The organism is Kribbella sp. CWNU-51, from assembly GCF_054073265.1.
In genome coordinates this window covers 104,237-124,492 of record NZ_JBSXMZ010000008.1, presented here as the reverse complement: position 1 = coordinate 124,492, position 20,256 = coordinate 104,237, and the positions used below count along the sequence as shown (strand labels likewise).

Sequence of the window (20,256 nt, the reverse complement as noted above, 5' to 3'; positions counted from 1 at the left end):
GGTAAGCCCCGCAGGCGCCATGCAACAGTACGCGGATGGAGACTAGGGGTCCTGAGGTCGTCGTCGTCGTCAACCCGACGAAGGTCGAACTCGCCGACGTGCGCGAAGTACTCCAGGCCGCGGCCACCGCGGCGGGCATCGAGGCGCCGACGCTGGTCGAGACGACCGAGGACGATCCCGGCTTCGGCCAAACGCGCGAGGCCGTTCGCAACGGCGCCCGTTTGGTGTGCGCCCTCGGGGGCGACGGGACCGTCCGGGCGGTGGCGCAGGAGCTCGTCGCCACCGGCGTCGCGCTGGGTCTCCTTCCAGGCGGTACCGGGAACCTGTTGGCCCGCAACCTCGGTCTCCCAGTCGACTCCTTGGCTGCCGCGGCCGCCGCGGCCTTCTCCGGCCAGGACCGCACGATCGATGTCGGATGGTTGGTCGTCGACCCCGACGAGAGCCAGCGCGCTGGTGACCTGCGCGCCGGCGCGGACAACGTCCACTGCTTCACCGTGATGGCTGGGGTCGGCTTCGACGCCCAGATCATGAATGACGCGCCCGAGGGCGTGAAGGACAAGGCCGGCTGGGCGGCGTACGTCGCCAGCGGCGGCACGCACCTGACCGACGACCCGTTCGCGCTCGACCTGGTGGTGGATGGGCGCACCGCGGCCGCCGGCCAGGCCCGCACGGTCGTGGTCGGCAACTGCGGCGAGCTCACCGGCGGCATGGTGCTGCTGCCCGATGCCGAGGTCGATGATGGCCGGCTGGACGTGGCGACGGTCAGCCCCGAGAGCCTGACCGAGTGGATCGGGGTGGCCTCGCGGGTGTTGGCCAACCGCGGCGACGGACCGTCGCTCCAGCGTGATCGGGGTCGTGACCTCAGGGTGCGAATCGACCCGCCACAGCTGTGCGAGGTCGACGGTGACGTGCTTACCGAGGCAGGCCGGCTGCGCTTCGCGGTGCAGCCGGCCTGTCTCGTGGTACGCGTCGGACGAAACAGCGCCTGACAGCACGACGAGAAGTCCGACGGACTGCCGACGGGGGAGGGGACAGTCGTCGCCCGCGACGATGGTGGAGAGCAGCGGCGGCAGCCGACGCCGACCGTCATCACACATCGAGCCGCAGCGCGGCGGCCTGTACCGCGGACGGGTGTGGCGGGGACGGGCGCCACGGTGAAGTACCGCCGGCCACCACCAGTACAGGACCCGAACGTGGACGAGGTTCGGAGCGCCGTGGCCTCCGACCCTCGACCTCGTCCTGGCCGCGCGACACGGGGCCGATGTGCCGCTGCTGCCTTATCCTCCGGGGATGGTCGCTGACGAGGCGTGGTCATTTCCGGTGCTGTGGTTCCTGCGGCATGGTCGAGATGCATGGCATGACTCGTGGCACGAAACGGCGGATACGCATGGGGAATCTCGCGCTCGCTGGGGGAGGCCGCGTTGCTAGAAGCGCTGGTAGAGAGCAGATGCGACGCTGTCGTTCTTCCTCGTAATGAGAAGGTCGACGGTTCGATAGAACTCAGCCTGGCCTTCGATCCCAGCCTCGACTGCTCGCTCCCGTGAATATGCCGGCGCAACTACAGGACTGAACGGGTGAAGCTGAGGGTGGGGCCGAGGCAGGGGACGGGGGCGTGCAGGCCATCAGCACAGACGGTATGCACGCCCCGCCAACTGTGGGCAGCATGTCTTGAGCACCTCGAACGGCGTAACGCAGGGGCATGACATCAAGGCACCATGCTCATGCACGCCCAGTCGAGACCGACGGGCTCATCGACGAGGCTGATTCAGAGGCGAGCGAGCAGATCACATCTCGCGTGGTGGGAGCCAACGACGGTCCGGGACTCAACTGCCGCGGATCGGGCCGTTACGACGAGTCGGACAACCTGAGCTCGGTGACCGAGGCAACTTCTGGGTCGTCGCCTGCGGCTACTGTTGCGCGTTTCCCGCGCGCTGAGGTGATGAGCCCTGCCAAGACCAGCAGCGCTACAGCTCTGTGAGCGGTGCTGGCCGCTACGCCATACCGGCTAGCAAGAGCCTTCTCGGTCGGAAGTGGATCACCAGGCGCCAGAATTCCGGAGTCAATCGCGCCGCGCAGATCTGCGGCGATCCGTTCGTAAGGCTGTAGGTCCTCATCCAAGCCATTTGGTATCTGAGGTGTCGCCTTCTTCACGGTCGACTTAGCTGGTGCTGGCCTCGGCGGCACTCGAGTCGGTGTCGTCCCGGCGGCGCGCTGGTCGGCCTCTGACCACCAGGCTGTATAGACGCGCAGCGTCGTCGTCCCTCCGCCGGAGTGACCCAGGCGCCCAGCAGCTGCGCGTACGTTGTAGCCCGCGTTGATCAACTCGGTTGCGTTGTAGTGGCGATGATTCTTCAGCGTGCTCTGGATCCCGAGACGTTTCGCGAGCCTCGCATACCGCTTTGAAAGCGTGTCTGGATGATGTCCCACGCTCCCGTCGGGAACGGGGGAGTAGATGAATCCGTTGGGATTGAAGGCGATGCCGGCGGCTCCGGCACGTTCTCTCGCCCTCTGCTCCTGTTCGTCGAGGATCTCGTCAGGCTCGGGATCAAGGATGACTCGCCGTTGTTGGTGAGTCTTGGTGTCCTTCTCCTCCAGCTCACCGTCATCGTTGACGAATATCGACCGCTCGACTCGCAGGACGGACGTTGCACCTTCCCTGCGGTCGCGGTCGCGGTCGCTCCAGCGTAGTGCGCACATCTCTCCGCGACGGATTCCTGTCGTCGTCTTCGTCGACAGGAACGATCCCCAATCCTCGTCTTCCTCCCATGCGGCGGTGAGTAGTCGACCGACTTCATCGACGGTCGGCGGTTGTGGATTCGGAGGCGGGAGAGCTGGCTTGTCCGCGTGCTCGGCTGGGTTCACCGAGATCCACTTCCAGACGACTGCGCGGTCCAGGGCGCCGCTCAAGATCCAGTGGATCTGCCGAACGGTTGAATCGGCGAGGCCTTTGCACACATGTGGCTTGCACATCCGGCGGCACCGCCGGCATCCGTCCGGGTTGTTGCGTGGGCAGCGGTTGCCTTCGTGCTCGTCGCATTGGTGCGGCCGGGTCGTTCGGTGCTCGATGTCCTTCTTGCGGCCTCGGCAGTGGATGCGGCACCGGCGCAGCTCAGAGTAGAAGGTGTCGAGTGTCTCGACGTCGAGCCGCGTCAGCTGCGTTGAGCCAAGCAGAGGCTTGATGTGGATGTTGTACTTCGACAGGTAGCCGCGCTTCGTCTGTGTATCGACATCGAGCACGTCGAAGTACTTCGTCATGAGCTGCTCGACCGTGGCGCGCGTCTTTGGGTTGCGTTTCTCGTCAACCTGGTTGAGGAGCCGCGTCCGCGCCTTGTCTGCTTCCTTCTCCTGTCGTGGGCCAATCGGAACGACCTCGGTGAGGTAGAGATCGTCCTTCGTGACCGGGTCGACACCGGCATACACCCGCACCTGAAGAGAGCCAGAAGGCAGTTTGCGGATGGAGCCCCTCTGGCGCTTCGACTTGGGAGACCGAGCTGCCATGCGCAGACCGTACCACGGCATTCATGGCATGAACCATGGCATGCGACCTCGACTGCGCCGCTGGCCAGAGGGGCGAGTTGCCCTCTGACCTGCATGTTCTTCTTGTAGGGCGGGCGGGACTCGAACCCGCGACCCAGGGATTATGAGTCCCCTGCTCTAACCAGCTGAGCTACCGCCCCGTGCTCGGAGGATCGTATCTGGTGGGAGTGGGGGAGGTGGGAAACCAGGGGTGGGTCAGGGGTTTGACTGAGGGGTGGTTGGGTTGGACCGGGCATGATGGAGGCAGGTCCTGTGCAGGGCTGTTCCGTGGAAGGGAAGGCCGATGGGCTGGTTCATTTTCCTCGTGCTCGTGGTGGGCGCGATCGCGGCGTACAAGTATCGGGTGCCGCTGATCGCGAAGCTGACCGGGCAACCGCAGCAGCGTATTCAGCGCGCGATCGACCGGCGGAAGGGCAAGTAGGCGCCGGCCGCGGAGCCCTCTTCGGGAGGGCGGACGTGCGAAGGCCCCGACCGCAGGCTGCGGTCGGGGCCCCGATGGCTTGCGGAGGCGGTCAGCCGACCTGTACGGCGACCACGTCAGCCGCGGCGGTGATGTCGCCGGATCCGGCCGAACCGGCGTCGTCGTTGTAGCCGAAGGCGAACACCTCGACCTTGGTCGAGCCGGTCACCTTCACGACCTTGACGGTCGAGCCGGTCAGCTCCCGGTCCTTCGCGGGGGAGATCTCGGCGCCGAGGATGGTGCCGTAGTCGTCACCGAACGCGGTGTCGGATGCCCCCACCCGGAGGGCCAGCTGCGGCCGGGTGCCCGCCGGGCCCGCGGCGGTGCGGGCGAAGAACGCGGACGAGTTGATCAGCCAGGTGCCGGCCGGGAGCGTGAACTCGCCGACCTTGGTCTTGCCGGTCTTGAACGAGCCACCGATGTGGGCGATCGCGACCGGGTCGAACGCCTTCGAAACGCCGAGCTTGCCGTTCGCGTCCGTGTCCTTCAGGAACGCGGTGCGGTCGGCAGGTGCGAGCTTGCTCGCCGGCAGGCTGTTGTCGACGACCTGGGTCGCCGCGACCGACCGCGGGCACAGCGGGTACGACAGGGACTTGCAGTCCGGCTTCACGGCGCCGTTCGCCGCGACGGTGACTCCGACCAGCACGCCGGCCCCCAGCACAGCGGCGACCATCAGACGGCCGCTCTTACTGTTCAGGATCTTCTTGATGTTCACAGGGTTCCTTCCCCTCATCCCCGAGGCCCCCCTCGGGATCAGGAGCACGGTACGGGAATAGCTGGTATAGGCCAAATAAGAACCGCGTGTCGCGGGAATTGGACTAGCGCCGCCCGTGGTGGGGGACGTCAGGTCGGGAACGTCAGGCACCAGGCGGTGAGGGTGATCTCGGCGGTCGTGCCGATGTCGGTGTCGACAGGCCAGACCAGTGGCTTGTCCCGCGTGCTTCTGGCGATGGACAGGTAGGTGCCGGCGGCCATGTCCTCGCCGGCTTCCACAGTGTTGGACCATGAGACGGCCGCGAGGGCGGATTCGCCCTTCCGCAGGCGGAGCTTGGTGGGTCCGGGGTCGATGGCCATGTACGACAGACCGTGCGTGACGGTCACCTTCAGGGGCCTGCGCTTGGCGTCCAGGACGGTCAGGTCGGGGTAGCCGTTGACGGTCAGAACGCCGGAGTGGCAGTTGGTCAGCTTGATGACGACGGCACGGTGTCCCAGAGCCGCGTCGACCTGGCCGACCGAGATCGATGCCCCGGTGCTCGGGCACGTGCGGGGTGGCGGGGTGGGCGTCGGCCGGGGTGTCGGCACTGAGTGCACGGAAGGGGTCGGCGTCCGCTCGGGGATTCCGCCGACCGCACTCTCGGTGCCGCACCCGGTCACAAGGAGCATTGCGCCGGCCAGCCCCACCCACAGCCGTCGATCCATTCGCTGAACCTACCCGCGTCCAGGCTCACGGCCGTTGGCATGAAGAAAGCCGGCTCCTGAGGAGACCGGCTTGGTGTGTTGCTCCCGCGACTGGACTCGAACCAGTAACCTGCCGGTTAACAGCCGGCTGCTCTGCCAATTGAGCTACGCGGGATCGTGGATGTTTCCTGCCCCCCGAACCCCGAGGACCTGAGTAGGTTAGCAGGCGCGACCCGAACTACAAAAACGGGATTCGCCCGCCTGGAGGCTGGCTTCTGCGTCAGATTCCGAACTCCTCGCGGACTTCTCGGAGGGCTGCTTCGGCGGCATCCAGTACGCCGGGGTGGTCGGGCTCCAATCCCTTGTCCAGAACGAAGTTCCAGGTGACCGCGGCGTCGGTGGTGGACGGGTTGCGGCGACCGATGATCCGGACGCCGCGCTTGCCGGCGAGCGGGACGTGGCGCTGGACGACGATGCTCGCGTCGACGCGTTCGCGCAGGAGCTGGCCGAAGCGGCCGGGGTCGTCGACCTTGAGCTCCGTCGCGCGCAACGGCGTACCGAAGTCGGTGGTCTCGAAGATGTTCAGGATCGACGCCTCCGAGTCCCACCCGGCGCGCTCGATCTTCTCCCAGCCGACCCGGCGGAAGGTGTCCGCAGAGTCGGTCGGCAGGTAGACGGCAGACCGCGTACCGGCGACCCAGTGGCCGTCCGTCAGTTGGACCGCCGCGAGGATGTCGTCCTTCGCGCCGGATGCGTCGCGGGAGGCGACGGTCACCGCGTCAGCCACCTCGCGCGGCCAGGACGTACGCCGGAGTTTCACATCGTCATCATTCCAGTTGCTCCAAACGCTGTGTGTGGGGGGCAGATCAGGCCGCGTAGTCGCGGAGGTGGGGGATGGCTTGGCGGCGCAGGTGGCGGAGGGCTTCCTTTTCGAGGGTGCGGACCTGGTCGGGGGTCAGGTGGAGGGCGCCGGCGGTTTCCTCAGGCGTGCTGGGGGTGTGGTCCTGGAGGCCGTAGCGATGGACGAGGACGGCCTGGTGGAGGTCGTCGAGGAACTGGAGGTGGTGGGCTATGTCGCGCCGGAGGGCGGCGCGGAGGACGATCGGGGCGTCGTCGATGACTGGTTCGGAGTCGTCGGCGTCGAGGGTGTCGGGGTGGATTCGCCAGGCCTCGGCGCGCTCGACCCGAGCTGCGGTCAGGCCGCTCTCGGTGGCGAGATCCGCGGTCGTGGGCTCGCGGCCAAGGGACTGGGTCAGGTCATGGCGCAGCGACGCGAGGCGGCAGGCGTCGGTGTACGCCTGCGCCGGCATCCGCACCAACCGGGACCGGTCTGAGATCGCGCGGCCGATCGACTGCCGGATCCACCAGATCGCGTACGTCGAGAACCGGTGGCCGAGCCGGTGGTCGAACCGCTCGACCGCCCGCATCAGCCCGATGTTGCCCTCCTGGATCAGATCCAGGAGCGAGATGCCCTTCCCGGTGTACCGCCGGGCCAGCGAGACGACCAGCCGCAGATTGCCCTCGACCATCCGCCGCCACGAGTGCTTCCCGAGCGCGACGACCTGCCGCAGGTCGGCCGGATCGTGCCGGCCCGGATCGACGCGCAGCCGCTCGGCCGCCAGCAGCCCGGCCTCGATCCAGTACGAGTGCTCGCTCACCTCCTCCAGAGTCAGTAGTTCATGTCGCCCGATGTCGCGCAGGTAGGCCACCAGCGCGGAAACGTCCGCCGGTTCACAGTCCAGTTCAGCCATCCGTGCCCCTCTCCTTGTCAAAGAGAGTGCCGTGATCGAACCCGCCGGAACGCAACGACTTTCAGTATGTGGATAACTACCTGACGTGACAGCCCCGCAGTTCAGGCCCAATACTCCGTCGTATGTCGTTGTGTGCCCTGGTCTTGGGCCTGTCTTCCGCCGCCGAAAAACTCAGGTGGCCTCAGCGCAGGGCCCAGATAGAGTCGGGCGGTGCCCGAGCTGGAACGTCTACAGGCTGACCATGCCCCCGCGGTCCTGGCTTTCGAGCTGGCGAACCGCGCCTACTTCGCTGCCTCGATCTCCGACCGCGGCGACGAGTTCTACAACCAGTTCGCCGACCGGCACAGCGCCTCGCTGGCTGAGCAAGACGGCGGCATCTGCGCGTTCTACGTGCTGGTTGCCGACGATGAATCGGTTCTGGGCCGGTTCAACCTGTACGACCTCCAGGACGGTACTGCCAAACTCGGCCACCGGGTCGCGCAGCACGTCGCCGGCCGCGGCGTGGCGACGGCGGCCGTCCGGGAGCTGTGCCGGCTGGCGGCGGCGCGGCACGGGCTGCGCACACTGCGGGCCGCCACCTCCCGTGCCAATGCCGCGTCCCAGAGGGTGCTGACCAAGGCCGGGTTTGTCGCGGTCGGCCCAGCGGACCCGGCCGACCTCGGCGGTAAGCCGGGTACCTGGTACCAGCGCGACCTGGAACTCCAGCCGTAGCCGCGATCCTGCCGGTGGACCGGCTGCGGGAAGGCTGCGGTCACCGGTGATCATCGGTGTGTGAAGACTGAACCTCTCGCGCAGGCTTTCCTCGCCGTCATCCGTGCGGACGAACACGCCCGCCTAGGACGCGTACGCGCGGAGTCCGCTCAGCAATCCGTCGTGGAAGGGATTCGCGTCGACCGCGTCGAACCAGGTGTCGCCGGTGGTCAGGGGCTCGAGCGGTGGGATGGTCACGGCTTCCGGCGTGGCGCCGGCCGCGCCGCGGCGGCGGAGTTCGATGTCGAGCTCCGGTGCCGGCATGTCCGGAAGCAGCATGAAGGTGCCGGCCGCCAACAGGGCCGGAGCTCCGCCGGGGGAGGCGTCTGCATTGACCAGGTCGGTGAAGCCGGCTTCGTCGGCGGCGGCCAGGGCGGCGAAGGTTTCCGCAGCCCGAGCCGCGGCACCGGCGGGATCCTTCCGGATCCGCTCGAGCTCGGCGACGACGGTCTTCCAGGTGACGGCAGCGTCGCCGTAGTCGATCGAGCGGGACAGCTTGCCCACCGAGATCTGGGTCGCGGTCGGCGCCAGCGACTTCATCAACGACCGTAGGCCGTACCGCGCTCGCCCGCCGACGACCACGAGCCGGATGTCGGCCTCGGTGGCCTCGATCAGGTTGCGGTGCGGGTCGGACCCGGATCGCCGTACGACGATCAGATCGGCCAGTGAGTCACGTTCCAGCCGTCCGATCGGATGCGGCCAGACCCCGGACAACGCCTCGCCCGGGTTGGACGTTGCCATCCGCACCAGTTCCTCGTCGGTGAACACCGAGTTGGCCTTGTTCCAGAGATCGGCAACCTTCAACTCCCACAGCACATTGCGCGTCCCCGACGGACCCCAGTCCGAACCGATGCACAACCGCACTCCGGCAGCCTTTGCGCTTCGAACGTCCGCGGTCGCGCCGTACAGCCAGAAGTTGGAGAAAGGCGACCAGACCAGGCTCGAATTCCCCGCCTTCATTTTCGCGAAGTCCTCCGCGTTCAGCGCGGCACCGTGAATGGCGACCAGTTGCGGTTTCACCACCCCGACCTGGTCCAGCAACTCGAACTCCGAGCGCAGCTTCGGGTCCGACCCCTCGGCCGAATGCGCGATGAATCCGCGGCCCTGCGCGACCGCCGCCGCATAGGGCGCCAGCGCTTCCTTGCTGTCGGCAACCAGTGTGCTGACCCGGATGAAATCGTCGTGGGTGCCGAGTTTCTCGGAGTCGACGTTCCGGATCAGGTCGTTGTCCGGTGGTACGGCGCCGCGCGGGTTGCCCTGGATCGACGTCGTACCGCCGACGATCGCCCGGGTCTCGACGTACCTGAGCAGCGCGCGACCGGCCGCCGCACCGAGCAGTCGGGCCGGCTGACTGATCTGCGCACTGTATGTCGGCGCCCGCCCCCACTGGTTGTGCGATGTCCACGGATCCTTGCGCGACGGCTCGGTCCACAGCGGCAGGCTGTTGTACATCAAATGATTGTGTAGATCGATCAGCCCGGGATAGATCAGACCACCGGCCGTGATCCGCGGAGCGTTCTCGAAACCAGCGGGTACGGCGTCGATCGGGGTGACGGCCGCGATCAGTCCGTCGTCGCCAACGTACACCTCGCCCTCGGGGAGAACCTGCCCGTCCGGCCGCATCGTCACCACGGTTCCACGCAGTACGAACATGGCTTCCCTCCCGTAGAATTCTCCCTGCCGCCCCTGATCACGAGAGTAGGTCACGAATCGTCGAGGGGGAGGTATTTGCGATGGCTGACTTCGATCCCGGCCCGCCGGCCGTGGTGGCGCGGCACTTCGCGAAAGTGCCGAGTTATGCGGACTTCCAGGAATTGTTCTGGTACGACTGGGGCCCGGTGTTCTACCGCGGCCGGCTGAACCGCACCGCTCGGCTGCTCGCGGTCGCCTCCGATCCCGGGCCGACCGAGCGCATCGCCGGGCGCACGCTGGTCGGCGACGCGGGCCAACGTGTGCAGGGGTTCCTGACGAAGCTCGGCCTGACCCGCAGCTACTCGCTCGTCAACGCCTACGCGTATGCGCTGCGGCCGTCGCTTGCTCAGCAAGCAGCGCCGCTGCTCTCCCGGCCGGATCACCTGAGTTGGCGGAACACTTTGCTGCAGCTGATCACCGGCGAGCAGTTGCAGGCGATCGTCGCGTTCGGCGCGCAGGCGCGGTCCGCACTGCGACTGTGGGACACCAAGCCGGACGTGCCGGTGTTCGAGGTGCCGCATCCGACGAGTCGCGATCCCCAGAAGCTGGTCGACAGTTGGCGGCAGGCCATCACCGACCTGCGGGCCATCGTGACCCCTGACCCGGACGGTGATCTCGCCGTACCGAACTATGGCCCGAAGTTCCTCGAGTCGGACTACGCACCGGTCCCGGCCCGCGACCTGCCGTTCGGCGTACCGCCGTGGCTGGGCGACGACGCGTGGGGCCGCAAGGACAAGCCGAAGCACAACAACAGCGTCGAGCGGCCGGACACCGATCTCCTCAACACCTTGGTCTGGCGGGCACCAAAGCTCGGCTGACCACGCTCGGCTATCCCTCGTCAGACGACGGAACCATGAAAATGGTCCGTAGTCGGGTCTACCTTGGTCCAGTGCGAGTGGCGACCTGGAATGTGAACTCGGTGAAGCAGCGGCTGCCCCGATTGCTGGGCTGGCTGGACGAGCGGCAGCCCGACGTGGTGTGCCTGCAGGAGACGAAGCTGGCGGACGACGCGTTCACCGCCTTGCTCGGCGATGAGCTGGCCGGCCGCGGCTACGAGACGGCCCTGTACGGCGAACCGCAGTGGAACGGCGTCGCCCTGCTGTCGAAGGCCGGATTGGAGGACGTGGTCACCGGCGTCGCCGGAGCGCCCGGGTTCCCGAATCCCGAGGCCCGGGCGGTCGCGGCGACGTGCGGTGGCATCCGGATCCACTCGCTCTACGTGCCCAACGGCCGCGTCCCGGACTCCGATCACTACCACTACAAGCTGGCCTGGCTCAAAGCCCTCAGAGACGTCGTCGCCTCCGGCCCGGCCGACCAGATCGTGTGCGGCGACATGAACATCGCCCCGGCCGACGCCGACGTCTTCGACCCCGCGGCGTACGTCGGCCAGACGCACGTGACCCCGCCCGAGCGGCAAGCGCTGGCCGACCTGATGGCCGCGAAGGATCTGCACGACGTCGTCCGTGACCGCTGGCCGGATCAGCGGGTGTTCAGCTACTGGGACTACCGGGCCGGTATGTTCCACCAGGACCTCGGGATGCGCATCGACCTGATGCTCGCGACCGACCCGGTCGCCGCGCGGGTGAAGGCGGCGTGGATCGATCGCAAGGCTCGCAAGGGGACCGGGCCGAGTGACCACGCGCCGGTGATCATCGACCTCGACACCGCGCCCGACGGCGACATCGGCCCGGTCGTGCCACCGCCGTCTGCGCCGCGGACCGGCCGGAAGAACACCACCAAACTCCCGCAGAGCCGCTGATGCGACGCCTGTTCGCAGTCGCGCTGCTGCTCGCGACCATCGCCGCCTGTAGTCACGAGAAGCCTGCCGCCCCGCCGGCGGTCGCCTGGTCGAAGGTCGACGTCGGTGCGGCGGAACCCGTCACGCTCACCGCCTACGACGACCAGCTGCTCATCGGCCTGCGCCATCGCGGTGCCAAGGTCGTCCCGGAGCTCCAGCTCCTGGACCACACCGGTCAGCGCAAGCCGATCGTCGCGAAGCCCAACCCCGCGAGCCCGTACGCCACCGAAGCGATCTGGTACTCGATCGCGTACGACGGCAAGCAGCTGCTCGCGCTCGGTGGAGCAGCCGGCGGAGCCCACTCCAACACCCGCTGGACGGTGTGGACCGGCACGCCGCAGACCGGACTCATCGAGCGTCCACAGGAATTCTGGACCTTCGGCGGAGAGACCGCAGGCGACCTCTACAGCGCGGTCATCACCCCGAGCGGCCGCGCGTTGCTCGGCTCGTGGGGCGGTGTGGAGACCGGCAACGACGCCATGGTGTGGCTGCCGGAGGGCGACGCCAAATGGACCCGGCAGGACCCGACGAAGACCGCGCTCCAGAGCACGCCATCCCTCCTGGTCGGTCCCGGCTTCGGTACGACGCTCGGCGAGAGCATCGTCCTGGTCGGGTCCCAGGTCCGCCTCGCGCCGAACGTGGTCGCCCAGGAAGCGGCCGTCTGGCGATCCACCAAGCTCAACCAGGGCTGGTCCCGGATCGCGCTGCCGGAGCCCGGCAACCGCAGCCAGGCGAACACCGCGACCTGCAGCAAGGACTGTGTGATCTCCGGGTACGTCGACGGTCAGCTCGCGATCTGGCAGCTCGACGCCTCCGGTACGGCGAAGCGGCTCCCGGGTGTCCCGTCGATCCCGGTGGGGGACAAGGACAAACTGCCGCCGCCGGTCGTCGACGGCGGCAAGATCGTCCAGATCGTTGCTCAGGACAACAAGGTGAAGGTGCTCACCGGCCAGGACGGGCACTGGACCGTCCGGGAGTCACAAGGTCCGGAAGGTCAGGTGACCGACGCCGTGCAGATGCCGGATCACAAGCTCTACCTGATCGCCGGCACCTCGCTCTGGCAGACCACCCTCAGCTGATCAGGCCCTTCACGTATGCCGCCTGGCCGGCGTGCTGGGCGCAGTCGTCGATCACGCTGACCAGTCGCACGCCGAGTGTGACCGGCGGGGTCCACCGGCGGTCGACGATCCGGTCCAGACCGTCGTCGGTGACCGTCTTCAGGAACTCGACCGTGCGCGCGTGCACGGCGTCGTAGTACCCGAGCAGCTGCTCGGCCGAGAGCTGGACCAGCGCGACCTGCTCCGAGCTGTGCGCGTACCCGGTGTCGCCGGCGGACAGCGGGAGGCCGAGCCGCTCGTGCCAGCCGTCCGCGGTGTGCACCTGCTCGTAGCCGCCGGCGTCGGCCAGATGGTCGTCCTGCACCCGGGTCAGGTGCCAGACCAGCCACGCGATCGAGTTGGCCGTGTCACCGGGCCGGGTCGCGAGCGTCTTGTCGTCGAGACCCTCCACGACGTCGTGCAGCACCTCCTGGACCCGGCTGTGTGCGTCGATCAGCAGTTCACTCGTCTTCATGACCGCCACCGTAGTCTGCGGGTGGGACAGTTCCGAGGAAGGGATCATCGTGGAATATCGCACCCTGGGCACGAGCGGCGCCGTCGTCTCCACCTACGCGCTCGGCACCATGACATTCGGCAGCGAGACCGACGAGGCCGGCTCACACGTGCAGCTGGACCGGTACGTCGAGGCCGGCGGCAACTTCATCGACACCGCGGACGTGTACTCGGGTGGCGGGTCCGAGGAGATCGTCGGCCGCTGGCTCGCGAAGAGCTCCGCCCGCGACGACGTCGTCCTCGCCACCAAGGGCCGGTTCCCGACCGGCGGCGGACCGAACGACGTCGGGACGTCCCGACGGCACCTCCGCCGCGCCCTGGACGCGTCGCTGCAGCGTCTCGGCGTCGATCACATCGACCTGTACCAGTTGCACGCGTGGGATCCGGTCACGCCGCTCGAGGAGACGCTCGGCTTCCTCGAGGACGCCGTACGCGGAGGGAAGATCTCGTACGGCGGCCTGTCGAACTTCACCGGGTGGCAACTGCAGAAGGCGTGCGATCTGATCGAGCATCGCGGCTGGTCACGGCTCGTCACCCTCCAACCGCAGTACAACCTGCTGGTGCGGGAGATCGAGTGGGAGATCGTGCCGGCCGCGCAGGAGAACGGTCTCGGCCTGCTGCCGTGGTCGCCGCTGGGCGGTGGCTGGCTGACCGGGAAGTACTCCTTCGACGAGGAGCCGACCGGCGCGACCCGGCTCGGGGAGAATCCGGACCGCGGGGTCGAGTCCTGGCATCGCCGGAGCCGCAACCAGCGGGTGCGTGATGTCGTCGAAGCGGTCCGGGAGATCGCGGCGGCACGCGGCAACTCGATGGCGCAGATCGCTCTCGCCTGGCTGGTCGACCGTCCCGCGATGACCTCGGTGATCCTCGGCGCCCGCACCCTGGAACAGCTCGACGACAACCTCGCCGCCGCGGACCTCCACCTCACGGCGGACGAGACGGCGAAGCTCGACCAGGCCAGCGACCCCGGCGCGGCCGACTACCCGTACGGCGCCCCCGGCGTGACCCAGCGGGGCCGGCCGATCATCGGCGGCCGCGGCTGACCTGGAATGGCTCCGGGCCGGCCGGTGTGTAGCCGGCCGGCCCGTGAAGCACTAGCGCTCGACAGCAGCGCGGAGAGCGGCGTACGACGCAACCAGCGCACGCCGCTCGGCCGCGAGCAACGGGTCGTCGCGATGACGGCCTGCCTGGACCCATCGGTCGGACAGGTTCATCGCCTCGACCCGTTTGCTCGCGGCCGGGCGGAGCGTCTCGCGGTCGGCGGCGCCGTACACATAGGCGTAGAGATCGATCAACGCGTCCTCGAGTTGCTCTTCGGTGACCGACTCGTCGTGCTGGTTGGCCCGGTGGACGCGCCACCACTCGACCTCCAGGCGCGCGGCTCGCGCCGGGTCGAAGTGGAGACCGTTGGCGCGTGCGACCAGCTCGTAGAAGCGGCGCATGTACGCGCGGGCCGCGTCCGGCTGGTTGTCCGGGAACGGCGACCACATCTGGTTGGCGCGCAGTACATACCAGGCTCCGGCGAGTGTGCGGCCCGGTGACATCCCGAAGCCGGCCGCGACCATCCCGACCGACGCGACCATGAACCGCCGCCACTCGTGCCGGTAGTAGGCCGCCCAGGCGTCCGTCTCACGGTTGCCGACGACCACCGGGTCGAAGGACAGTGGATCTGTTCTGCCCCGCATTGATCCCTCCCCCCTTGGGAGATCCGATGAACGATGGTAAACCGGTGGCCGCTGTCGTCGCGCGAATGCGGCAGCGGCTGGACGACCTGCCGGAGCACCTCGCGCACCGGCGGATCTTCCTCGGCACCTATCTGCGCACGACGCAGGCGGTCGGTGACGCGATCGATCGGGCCCGGTTCGAGGACCCGGCGTGGGTCGAGGACTGGGACGTGAAATTCGCCGAGCTCTACCTGCAGGCCCACGACGCGGATCTCGCGGGGAAGGTCGCGGGAGACGAGCGGCGTAGCCCCGTGGCGAGGCCGTGGCGGCTTGCGTTCGACGCCCCGCCCGACCTGCCTGCCCTGCGGCACGTGCTGCTCGGGATCAACGCGCACGTCAACTACGACCTGCCGCAGGCTCTGCTCGCCGTGATCAGTGACGACGACTTCGGCAACCCGTTCCTGATGGACCGCCGGCGCCGGGATCACGAGCGGATCGACGGCGTACTCGCGGAACGCGTGGGCGCCGAGGACGACGAGCTGGCGGCATCGGGTGCGAAGAGTCTGCTCGACGCGGCGTTGACACCGCTCAATCGCCTGTCGTCACAGCGTTTCCTGCGCGAGTCCCGGCAGAAGGTCTGGCACAACACCATCGAACTGCAGCAGGCCCGCGTGCAAGGTGGCTATGCACAACGTCTGGCGGAGCTGGAGTTGCTGAGCGCGGCGAAGATCGCCGACCTGCTCAGACCAGGGCAGGTCCTGCTCCGCCTGGCGATCACCGGCTTCGGAGTGACCCTGCCGCCACCGGGCTAGCCCGGCAGTACCCCGGACCACACGACCCCGAGCGCCAGACACGCCAGGGTCACCAGGCCGAACATCCCGACCCACAGCAACGCCGGTACGCCGGTCAGTCGCCGCAGCTGATCCGCATCCGAACTCCGCCCCTGCCCGCCTCGGCGTGAATGCTGCAACTCCAGCACGGCCCGTGGCGCGGCCAGCAGGAGAAACCATGTGAGCAGCTGAGCGAACGCGGACTGCACCGACGGCGATCCCCACCACGACACGCCGAAGACGACAGCACCGAAGACCACGACCGACCAGAGCCCGTAGAGGTTGCGGATCTGGAGCAGCAGGATCACCAGCGCGACCAGCAGTCCCCAGAGCAGCGCAACGGCGTACCCACGACTCAGGACGAACGCGGCGGCGAGGCCGAAGAGCGCGGGCCCGGGATAGCCGGCCAGCAGTACGGCGATCATCCCCGGACCGGTCGGACGGCCACGGGACACGGTGACGCCGGACGTGTCCGAATGCAGCCGGATGCCGGCCAGCTTCCGTCCGACCAAGGCGGCGATCAGGCCGTGCGCACCTTCGTGCGCGATCGTCACGACCTGCCGGGTCAACCGCCAGAACGGCCGCCATGCGATCAGCACGAGCGCGACCGCACCCGTGCCGATCACCACCTTCAGCGACGGGTCCGGCTGCGCCGACGTGATGCTGTCCCAGAACTCACTCACCCGCCCATCCTTGCAAGCCAGGTGGTCAACCGCTGGCCGTTGACATCACCACATGCGCGGACGACGGTGGAGGCATCGCGGCCCGGGGAGGGGCCGCCGTATTGGGGGAGCGATGTCTCAGCCACGCAGCACGAAAGGCACGGGGAAGAAGACCGCGGCGAAAAAGACCGCCGCTGCGAAGAAGACGGCCGCGGCGCGGAAGACCGCGGCGTCGCGGACCACCGCCCGGCAGGAGCCGGCGAAGACGGCCACGGCGACGAAACGCGCCGCCCGCAAGTCGATCGCGAGTACGACGGCAACCCGGCGGACCACCACGACCACGAAGGCGGCCGCCGCGCAGGCAGCCGTCGTACCCCTGCCGGACTTCCTCGCATCGGCCGGCACCCTGACGCTCGACCAGCGCAAGCTCCTGGTCGACCAGGCGCTCCTGCTGCTCGGCGAGAACTACGCGCATCTTCCGCTGAAGGTCGCGATGCACGCGGTCAACCCGTTGCAGCGCCTGCGCGTGATGCGAGCCCACATGGAGCGGCAGACCAGCGACACGATGGAACCGGAATGGATCTTCCATCGCGCGATGTCGAGTATCTTCCACTCGGTCCGCGACCTGCACACGAACTACCTGCTGCCGGTCCCGTTCGCCGGGAAGATCGCCTTCCTGCCGTTCATGATCGAGAAGTGCTACGACGCGGCCGGCGCCGAGCACTACCTGATCACCCAGACCATCACCGGCTATCAGGCGCCGCAGTTCGGCAAGGGGGCCGAGGTGACGCACTGGAACGGTACGCCGATCGCTCGTGCCGTCGCGTTGAACGGTGCCGTGTTCGCCGGCAGTAACGACGCCGCCAACCTGGCGCGCGGTCTGGAGTCGCTCACCCTGCGACCCCTGGTGATCCAGGCACCGCCGGACGAGGACTGGGTGACACTGACCTACACCGGTCTCGACGGTTCAACCCAAGAGCTGCGCGAGCAGTGGAAGGTCACCACGAACCTCCCGCCGATGACGGATCTGGACGCGGTCAACGCGACCTCCGCCTCGATGGGCCTCGACCTCGACTCCGACGAGAAGGCCCGCGCGAAGAAGACGCTGTACGTCCGCGACGTCGTCGACCTCGAACGCGGCCAGAGCTCGGCCGAGCTGCGCACGCCGGCCGCGGTCAGCGGCGCCGACGTGCCGACGACGATGCCCGGTGTCTTCAGGGCCCGCGAGGTGGTCACACCGTCCGGGACCTTCGGGCACCTGCGGATCTTCACGTTCAGCGTGCAGGACCCGGTCGCGTTCCGGGACGAGTTCGTCCGGCTGGCCGCGATGCTGCCGCAGAACGGCCTGATCGTCGACGTCCGCGACAACGGCGGCGGGCACATCTACGCCAGCGAGTTCACCCTGCAGACGATGACGCCGCGGCACATCGACCCGGAGCCGGTGCAGTTCATCAGTACGCCGCTCAACCTCCGGATCTGCCGCCGGCACAAGGACAACCCGGCCGGCATCGACCTCGGTCCGTGGTTCGACTCGCTCGACCTGGCCACCGAGACCGGCGCGGCGTACTCGGCGTCGAAGCCGATCACGCCCGAGGACGGCGCCAACGACCTCGGTCAGACGTACTTCGGCCCCGTGGTGCTGATCACCGATGCCCGGGTGTACTCGGCGACCGACATCTTCGCCGCCGGGTTCGCCGACCACGCCATCGGCACGATCCTCGGCGTCGACGACAACACCGGCGCGGGCGGCGCGAACGTGTGGACCCACGGTCTGCTCGCCTCGCTGCTGAACGAACCACCGCCACCGGACGAGACCTCGCCGTACGTGGCGCTGCCGAACGGGGCGAACATGCGGGTCGCGATCCGGCGGACTCTGCGCGTCGGCGCGCTGTCCGGCACACCGGTCGAGGATCTCGGCGTCAAGCCGACCGAGACCCACAAGATGACCCAGGCCGATCTGCTCGAAGGCAACGTCGACCTGCTGAACAAGGCCGGTTCGCTGCTCGCGGCGAGGCCGGTCCGCCGGCTCGACCTGAAGACGACCTTCACCGGTACGACGCTCACCGTCGCGATCGATGTCCAGGGCATCGACCGGGTCGACATCTACCTGGACGACCGCCCGATCAGCTCCGAGGACCTGACCGGGATGCCGCTCAGCATCGACATCCTCGAGGTCACCCCCGGCCAAGGCCTACGCGCCGACGGCTACGAATCGGGGGCGCTGGTCGCCTCGCGCCGGCAGAAGGTCTAGCTTCGACGCATGCAGAGTCTCCACCTGACCGCCGAGGAAGAAGAGATGCTCGGCGGTCAGGGCGGAGACGGCGTCGCGCTCGCGATGCGCGTGATCGTGGGGCAGGCGCGGATCTCCGACGCGCCGCGGCTGGTCGAGATCACGTCCGCGCACGTCGACTCGTGCCTGTACCACGGCCAGGTCAGTCTCGACTTCGCGCACCGGCTGGCCGACCTCGGTGCGAAGGTCCGCGTCCCGACCACGCTGAACGTCGGCTCGATGGATCTCCTCCATCCCGGGCTGGTCCGTGACCGGGACCTCGCGACCGCGGGTCGTGAGCTGATGTCGGCGTACGTCGCTCTCGGGTGTACGCCGACCTTCACGTGTGCGCCGTACCAGCTGCCGAACCGGCCGGGTCTCGGCGAGCACATCGCGTGGGCGGAGTCGAACGCGATCGTGTTCGCGAACTCCGTCCTCGGCGCGCGGACCGATCGGTACGGCGACTTCCTCGACATCTGCGCCGCCATCGCCGGGCGCGCGCCGTACGCCGGACTCCAGACGACCGGGGCGCGGCGGGGGACCGTGGTGTTCGACTGCCGTCCGCTGGGTCGATTCCTGGAGTCCGACCTGGCCTATCCACTGCTGGGGCATTATGTCGGATCGGTGGTCGGTGCCGAGATCCCTGTGCTGGTAGGGATTCCGGCGGATGTCGGTGAGGACGAGCTGAAGGCCTTCGGCGCGGCGGCCGCGTCGGCGGGGGGAGTCGCGTTGTTCCACGCGGTCGGCGTGACGCCGGAGGCGCCCACCTCGCTCGATGGGCTGCCGGTGCATAAGGTCCACCTCGCCACGCTGCGGGAGGTCCGGCGGGGCTTGTCGACGTTCCGCGAAGGCAAGCTCGATGCGGTCAGCGTCGGTACGCCGCACGCGTCGTACGCCGAATGTGCTCGACTGGCCGCCCTCGTCGGGAACGGACCCGCGCTGAAGGTGCCCTTCTACCTGTCGACCGGTCGGGCGACGCGGGCGCGGGCGGCGGAGACCGGCGTACTGCAGGTGCTGGAAGGCGCGGGCGTGACCGTGGTCGTCGACACCTGCACCTATGTGACGTCGATCCTCTCGCCCGGCTGGAAGAACGTGATGACGAACTCGGGCAAGTGGGCGCACTACGCTCCCGGCAACATCAACGTCTCCGCGGTCCTCGGATCGCTGGAGGAATGCGTCGCCTCCGCCCGCGCCGGCCGAGTCGTGCTGGACTCATGATCCTCACCGCCCGCACACTGCACCCCGGCACGGCTTCCGGCGAAGTCATCCGCCTCACCGCGCCATTGTCCTTCTGGGGCGGCACCGACGAAGCCGGTCGCATCATCGACGCCCACCATCCGCAATGCGGTGCGATCCTCGCCGGACGCGTCCTGGTGATGGAATCCGGCCGCGGCTCCAGCTCGGCCTCCAGCGTTCTCGCCGAGCAGATCCGCACCCGGACCGCTCCCGCCGCGATCATCCTCGCCCGCGCCGACCCGATCATCCCCCTCGGCGCCCTGATCGCCCACGAGCTGTACGCCCTCGCAACCCCAGTCGTCGTCGCCGACCAGTACGACGCGCTCCCATCCGACGGACTAGTCCAGATCGTGGCCCGTCCTGACCAGGCCACGATCACCTGGTCTACAGTCGGTCGGTGAACACAAGGGGTGCGGCTGCCCTCTGCGCTGCCGCTGTCGTCCTGCTCTCCGCTTGCACACCGACCGATGGTTCCTTGCCCGCGAGGAAGTCATCCGCATCCGCGACGGCTAAGGTGCGATCGCTCATACCGACGAAGGTCCCGACGACGGCGCCGACCGCGCCGGTCTCCAGGCCACCTCAGCCGGCGGCGCTCACGC

20 protein-coding genes and 2 tRNA genes are annotated in these 20,256 nt (G+C 68.3%); 11 read left to right on the top strand and 11 right to left on the bottom strand.

Going from position 1 to position 20,256, the window contains the following annotated elements:
- Window positions 1-35: 35 nt before the first annotated feature.
- Window positions 36-989, top strand: coding sequence for a diacylglycerol/lipid kinase family protein (locus ACXC9Q_RS13755; RefSeq protein ID WP_457056885.1), 954 nt, complete (start codon window positions 36-38; stop codon window positions 987-989).
- 856 nt (window positions 990-1,845) lie between these two features.
- Here the strand turns inward: ACXC9Q_RS13755 and ACXC9Q_RS13750 are convergent.
- Window positions 1,846-3,498, bottom strand: coding sequence for a GntR family transcriptional regulator (locus ACXC9Q_RS13750; RefSeq protein ID WP_457056884.1), 1,653 nt, complete (start codon window positions 3,496-3,498; stop codon window positions 1,846-1,848).
- Window positions 3,499-3,603: 105 nt separating this feature from the next.
- Window positions 3,604-3,677: transfer RNA gene (locus ACXC9Q_RS13745), tRNA-Ile, on the bottom strand.
- 143 nt (window positions 3,678-3,820) lie between these two features.
- On the opposite strand from ACXC9Q_RS13745, the gene ACXC9Q_RS13740 reads away from it, so the two are divergent.
- The gene (locus tag ACXC9Q_RS13740; protein ID WP_328522188.1) at window positions 3,821-3,958 is read left to right on the top strand and encodes a hypothetical protein; all 138 of its coding nucleotides are present in this window, start codon (window positions 3,821-3,823) and stop codon (window positions 3,956-3,958) included.
- Window positions 3,959-4,049: 91 nt separating this feature from the next.
- On the opposite strand, the gene ACXC9Q_RS13735 is transcribed toward ACXC9Q_RS13740, so the two are convergent.
- The 5 genes from ACXC9Q_RS13735 to ACXC9Q_RS13715 all read right to left on the bottom strand — a co-directional run bounded on the left by ACXC9Q_RS13735 (window position 4,050) and on the right by ACXC9Q_RS13715 (window position 7,146).
- A complete protein-coding gene (locus tag ACXC9Q_RS13735) occupies window positions 4,050-4,712 on the bottom strand; it encodes a hypothetical protein (protein WP_457056883.1) in 663 nt (220 codons plus the stop codon).
- A gap of 128 nt (window positions 4,713-4,840) precedes the next feature.
- Entirely contained in the window at window positions 4,841-5,416 is a 576-nt protein-coding gene (locus tag ACXC9Q_RS13730) for a DUF4232 domain-containing protein (RefSeq protein ID WP_457056882.1), read from the bottom strand.
- Between the two features lie 81 nt (window positions 5,417-5,497).
- A tRNA-Asn gene (locus ACXC9Q_RS13725) sits at window positions 5,498-5,570 on the bottom strand.
- A gap of 105 nt (window positions 5,571-5,675) precedes the next feature.
- Window positions 5,676-6,215 (bottom strand): hypothetical protein, encoded by a 540-nt coding sequence (locus ACXC9Q_RS13720; RefSeq protein WP_457056881.1) that lies wholly within the window; start codon window positions 6,213-6,215, stop codon window positions 5,676-5,678.
- A 46-nt stretch (window positions 6,216-6,261) separates the two neighbouring features.
- On the bottom strand, window positions 6,262-7,146 hold the full coding sequence (locus ACXC9Q_RS13715) for a sigma-70 family RNA polymerase sigma factor (RefSeq protein WP_457056880.1): 885 nt from the start codon (window positions 7,144-7,146) through the stop codon (window positions 6,262-6,264).
- Window positions 7,147-7,356: 210 nt separating this feature from the next.
- Here ACXC9Q_RS13715 and ACXC9Q_RS13710 point away from each other — a divergent pair, with 210 nt between their 5' ends.
- Window positions 7,357-7,857: a GNAT family N-acetyltransferase gene (locus ACXC9Q_RS13710; protein WP_457056879.1), complete on the top strand. Its 501-nt coding sequence runs from the start codon at window positions 7,357-7,359 to the stop codon at window positions 7,855-7,857.
- A gap of 123 nt (window positions 7,858-7,980) precedes the next feature.
- Here the strand turns inward: ACXC9Q_RS13710 and ACXC9Q_RS13705 are convergent, their stop codons facing one another.
- Entirely contained in the window at window positions 7,981-9,549 is a 1,569-nt protein-coding gene (locus ACXC9Q_RS13705; protein WP_457056878.1) for an amidohydrolase family protein, read from the bottom strand.
- Between the two features lie 80 nt (window positions 9,550-9,629).
- On the opposite strand from ACXC9Q_RS13705, the gene ACXC9Q_RS13700 reads away from it, so the two are divergent.
- The 3 genes from ACXC9Q_RS13700 to ACXC9Q_RS13690 all read left to right on the top strand — a co-directional run bounded on the left by ACXC9Q_RS13700 (window position 9,630) and on the right by ACXC9Q_RS13690 (window position 12,465).
- Window positions 9,630-10,406 carry a uracil-DNA glycosylase family protein gene (locus ACXC9Q_RS13700; RefSeq protein ID WP_457056876.1) on the top strand — a complete coding sequence of 259 codons (777 nt, stop codon included), beginning with the start codon at window positions 9,630-9,632 and terminating at the stop codon, window positions 10,404-10,406.
- Window positions 10,407-10,477: 71 nt separating this feature from the next.
- Entirely contained in the window at window positions 10,478-11,347 is an 870-nt protein-coding gene (locus ACXC9Q_RS13695) for an exodeoxyribonuclease III (protein WP_457056874.1), read from the top strand.
- Entirely contained in the window at window positions 11,347-12,465 is a 1,119-nt protein-coding gene (locus ACXC9Q_RS13690) for a hypothetical protein (protein ID WP_457056872.1), read from the top strand. Before ACXC9Q_RS13695 ends, ACXC9Q_RS13690 begins: the two co-directional genes overlap by 1 nt.
- Here ACXC9Q_RS13690 and ACXC9Q_RS13685 read toward each other — a convergent pair.
- Window positions 12,458-12,958, bottom strand: a complete 501-nt coding sequence (locus ACXC9Q_RS13685) for a mycothiol transferase (RefSeq protein ID WP_457056870.1) — start codon at window positions 12,956-12,958, stop codon at window positions 12,458-12,460. The genes ACXC9Q_RS13690 and ACXC9Q_RS13685 overlap by 8 nt on opposite strands.
- Here ACXC9Q_RS13685 and ACXC9Q_RS13680 point away from each other — a divergent pair.
- Complete coding sequence (locus ACXC9Q_RS13680; protein WP_457056868.1) at window positions 12,957-14,039, top strand: aldo/keto reductase; 1,083 nt, start codon at window positions 12,957-12,959, stop codon at window positions 14,037-14,039. The genes ACXC9Q_RS13685 and ACXC9Q_RS13680 overlap by 2 nt on opposite strands.
- 51 nt (window positions 14,040-14,090) lie before the next feature.
- Here ACXC9Q_RS13680 and ACXC9Q_RS13675 read toward each other — a convergent pair whose 3' ends face one another.
- On the bottom strand, window positions 14,091-14,681 hold the full coding sequence (locus tag ACXC9Q_RS13675; protein WP_457056867.1) for a hypothetical protein: 591 nt from the start codon (window positions 14,679-14,681) through the stop codon (window positions 14,091-14,093).
- A 26-nt stretch (window positions 14,682-14,707) separates the two neighbouring features.
- On the opposite strand from ACXC9Q_RS13675, the gene ACXC9Q_RS13670 reads away from it, so the two are divergent.
- Window positions 14,708-15,472, top strand: coding sequence for a DUF5995 family protein (locus ACXC9Q_RS13670; RefSeq protein WP_457056866.1), 765 nt, complete (start codon window positions 14,708-14,710; stop codon window positions 15,470-15,472).
- Here ACXC9Q_RS13670 and ACXC9Q_RS13665 read toward each other — a convergent pair.
- Window positions 15,469-16,173 carry a M50 family metallopeptidase gene (locus ACXC9Q_RS13665; RefSeq protein ID WP_457056865.1) on the bottom strand — a complete coding sequence of 235 codons (705 nt, stop codon included), beginning with the start codon at window positions 16,171-16,173 and terminating at the stop codon, window positions 15,469-15,471. The genes ACXC9Q_RS13670 and ACXC9Q_RS13665 overlap by 4 nt on opposite strands.
- A gap of 112 nt (window positions 16,174-16,285) precedes the next feature.
- Between ACXC9Q_RS13665 and ACXC9Q_RS13660 the strand changes: the two genes are divergently transcribed.
- From ACXC9Q_RS13660 to ACXC9Q_RS13650, 3 genes are read left to right on the top strand one after another with little or no spacing between them, the layout of a single operon-like run.
- Window positions 16,286-18,403: a S41 family peptidase gene (locus ACXC9Q_RS13660; protein WP_457056864.1), complete on the top strand. Its 2,118-nt coding sequence runs from the start codon at window positions 16,286-16,288 to the stop codon at window positions 18,401-18,403.
- Between the two features lie 9 nt (window positions 18,404-18,412).
- On the top strand, window positions 18,413-19,639 hold the full coding sequence (locus tag ACXC9Q_RS13655) for an aconitase X (RefSeq protein WP_457056863.1): 1,227 nt from the start codon (window positions 18,413-18,415) through the stop codon (window positions 19,637-19,639).
- Entirely contained in the window at window positions 19,636-20,058 is a 423-nt protein-coding gene (locus ACXC9Q_RS13650) for an aconitase X swivel domain-containing protein (RefSeq protein WP_457056862.1), read from the top strand. The genes ACXC9Q_RS13655 and ACXC9Q_RS13650 overlap by 4 nt, the downstream gene beginning before the upstream one ends.
- The last annotated feature ends 198 nt before the right edge of the window (window positions 20,059-20,256 follow it).

What these genes read in the sequence shown, in the direction of transcription:
- ACXC9Q_RS13755 (WP_457056885.1), top strand. Translation starts at nt 36, where the DNA reads ATGGAGACTAGGGGTCCTGAGGTCGTCGTCGTCGTCAACCCGACGAAG.
- ACXC9Q_RS13750 (WP_457056884.1), bottom strand. Translation starts at nt 3,498, where the DNA reads ATGGCAGCTCGGTCTCCCAAGTCGAAGCGCCAGAGGGGCTCCATCCGC.
- ACXC9Q_RS13740 (WP_328522188.1), top strand. Translation starts at nt 3,821, where the DNA reads ATGGGCTGGTTCATTTTCCTCGTGCTCGTGGTGGGCGCGATCGCGGCG.
- ACXC9Q_RS13730 (WP_457056882.1), bottom strand. Translation starts at nt 5,416, where the DNA reads ATGGATCGACGGCTGTGGGTGGGGCTGGCCGGCGCAATGCTCCTTGTG.
- ACXC9Q_RS13715 (WP_457056880.1), bottom strand. Translation starts at nt 7,146, where the DNA reads ATGGCTGAACTGGACTGTGAACCGGCGGACGTTTCCGCGCTGGTGGCC.
- ACXC9Q_RS13705 (WP_457056878.1), bottom strand. Translation starts at nt 9,549, where the DNA reads ATGTTCGTACTGCGTGGAACCGTGGTGACGATGCGGCCGGACGGGCAG.
- ACXC9Q_RS13700 (WP_457056876.1), top strand. Translation starts at nt 9,630, where the DNA reads ATGGCTGACTTCGATCCCGGCCCGCCGGCCGTGGTGGCGCGGCACTTC.
- ACXC9Q_RS13690 (WP_457056872.1), top strand. Translation starts at nt 11,347, where the DNA reads ATGCGACGCCTGTTCGCAGTCGCGCTGCTGCTCGCGACCATCGCCGCC.
- ACXC9Q_RS13680 (WP_457056868.1), top strand. Translation starts at nt 12,957, where the DNA reads ATGACCGCCACCGTAGTCTGCGGGTGGGACAGTTCCGAGGAAGGGATC.
- ACXC9Q_RS13685 (WP_457056870.1), bottom strand. Translation starts at nt 12,958, where the DNA reads ATGAAGACGAGTGAACTGCTGATCGACGCACACAGCCGGGTCCAGGAG.
- ACXC9Q_RS13675 (WP_457056867.1), bottom strand. Translation starts at nt 14,681, where the DNA reads ATGCGGGGCAGAACAGATCCACTGTCCTTCGACCCGGTGGTCGTCGGC.
- ACXC9Q_RS13670 (WP_457056866.1), top strand. Translation starts at nt 14,708, where the DNA reads ATGAACGATGGTAAACCGGTGGCCGCTGTCGTCGCGCGAATGCGGCAG.
- ACXC9Q_RS13660 (WP_457056864.1), top strand. Translation starts at nt 16,286, where the DNA reads ATGTCTCAGCCACGCAGCACGAAAGGCACGGGGAAGAAGACCGCGGCG.
- ACXC9Q_RS13655 (WP_457056863.1), top strand. Translation starts at nt 18,413, where the DNA reads ATGCAGAGTCTCCACCTGACCGCCGAGGAAGAAGAGATGCTCGGCGGT.
- ACXC9Q_RS13650 (WP_457056862.1), top strand. Translation starts at nt 19,636, where the DNA reads ATGATCCTCACCGCCCGCACACTGCACCCCGGCACGGCTTCCGGCGAA.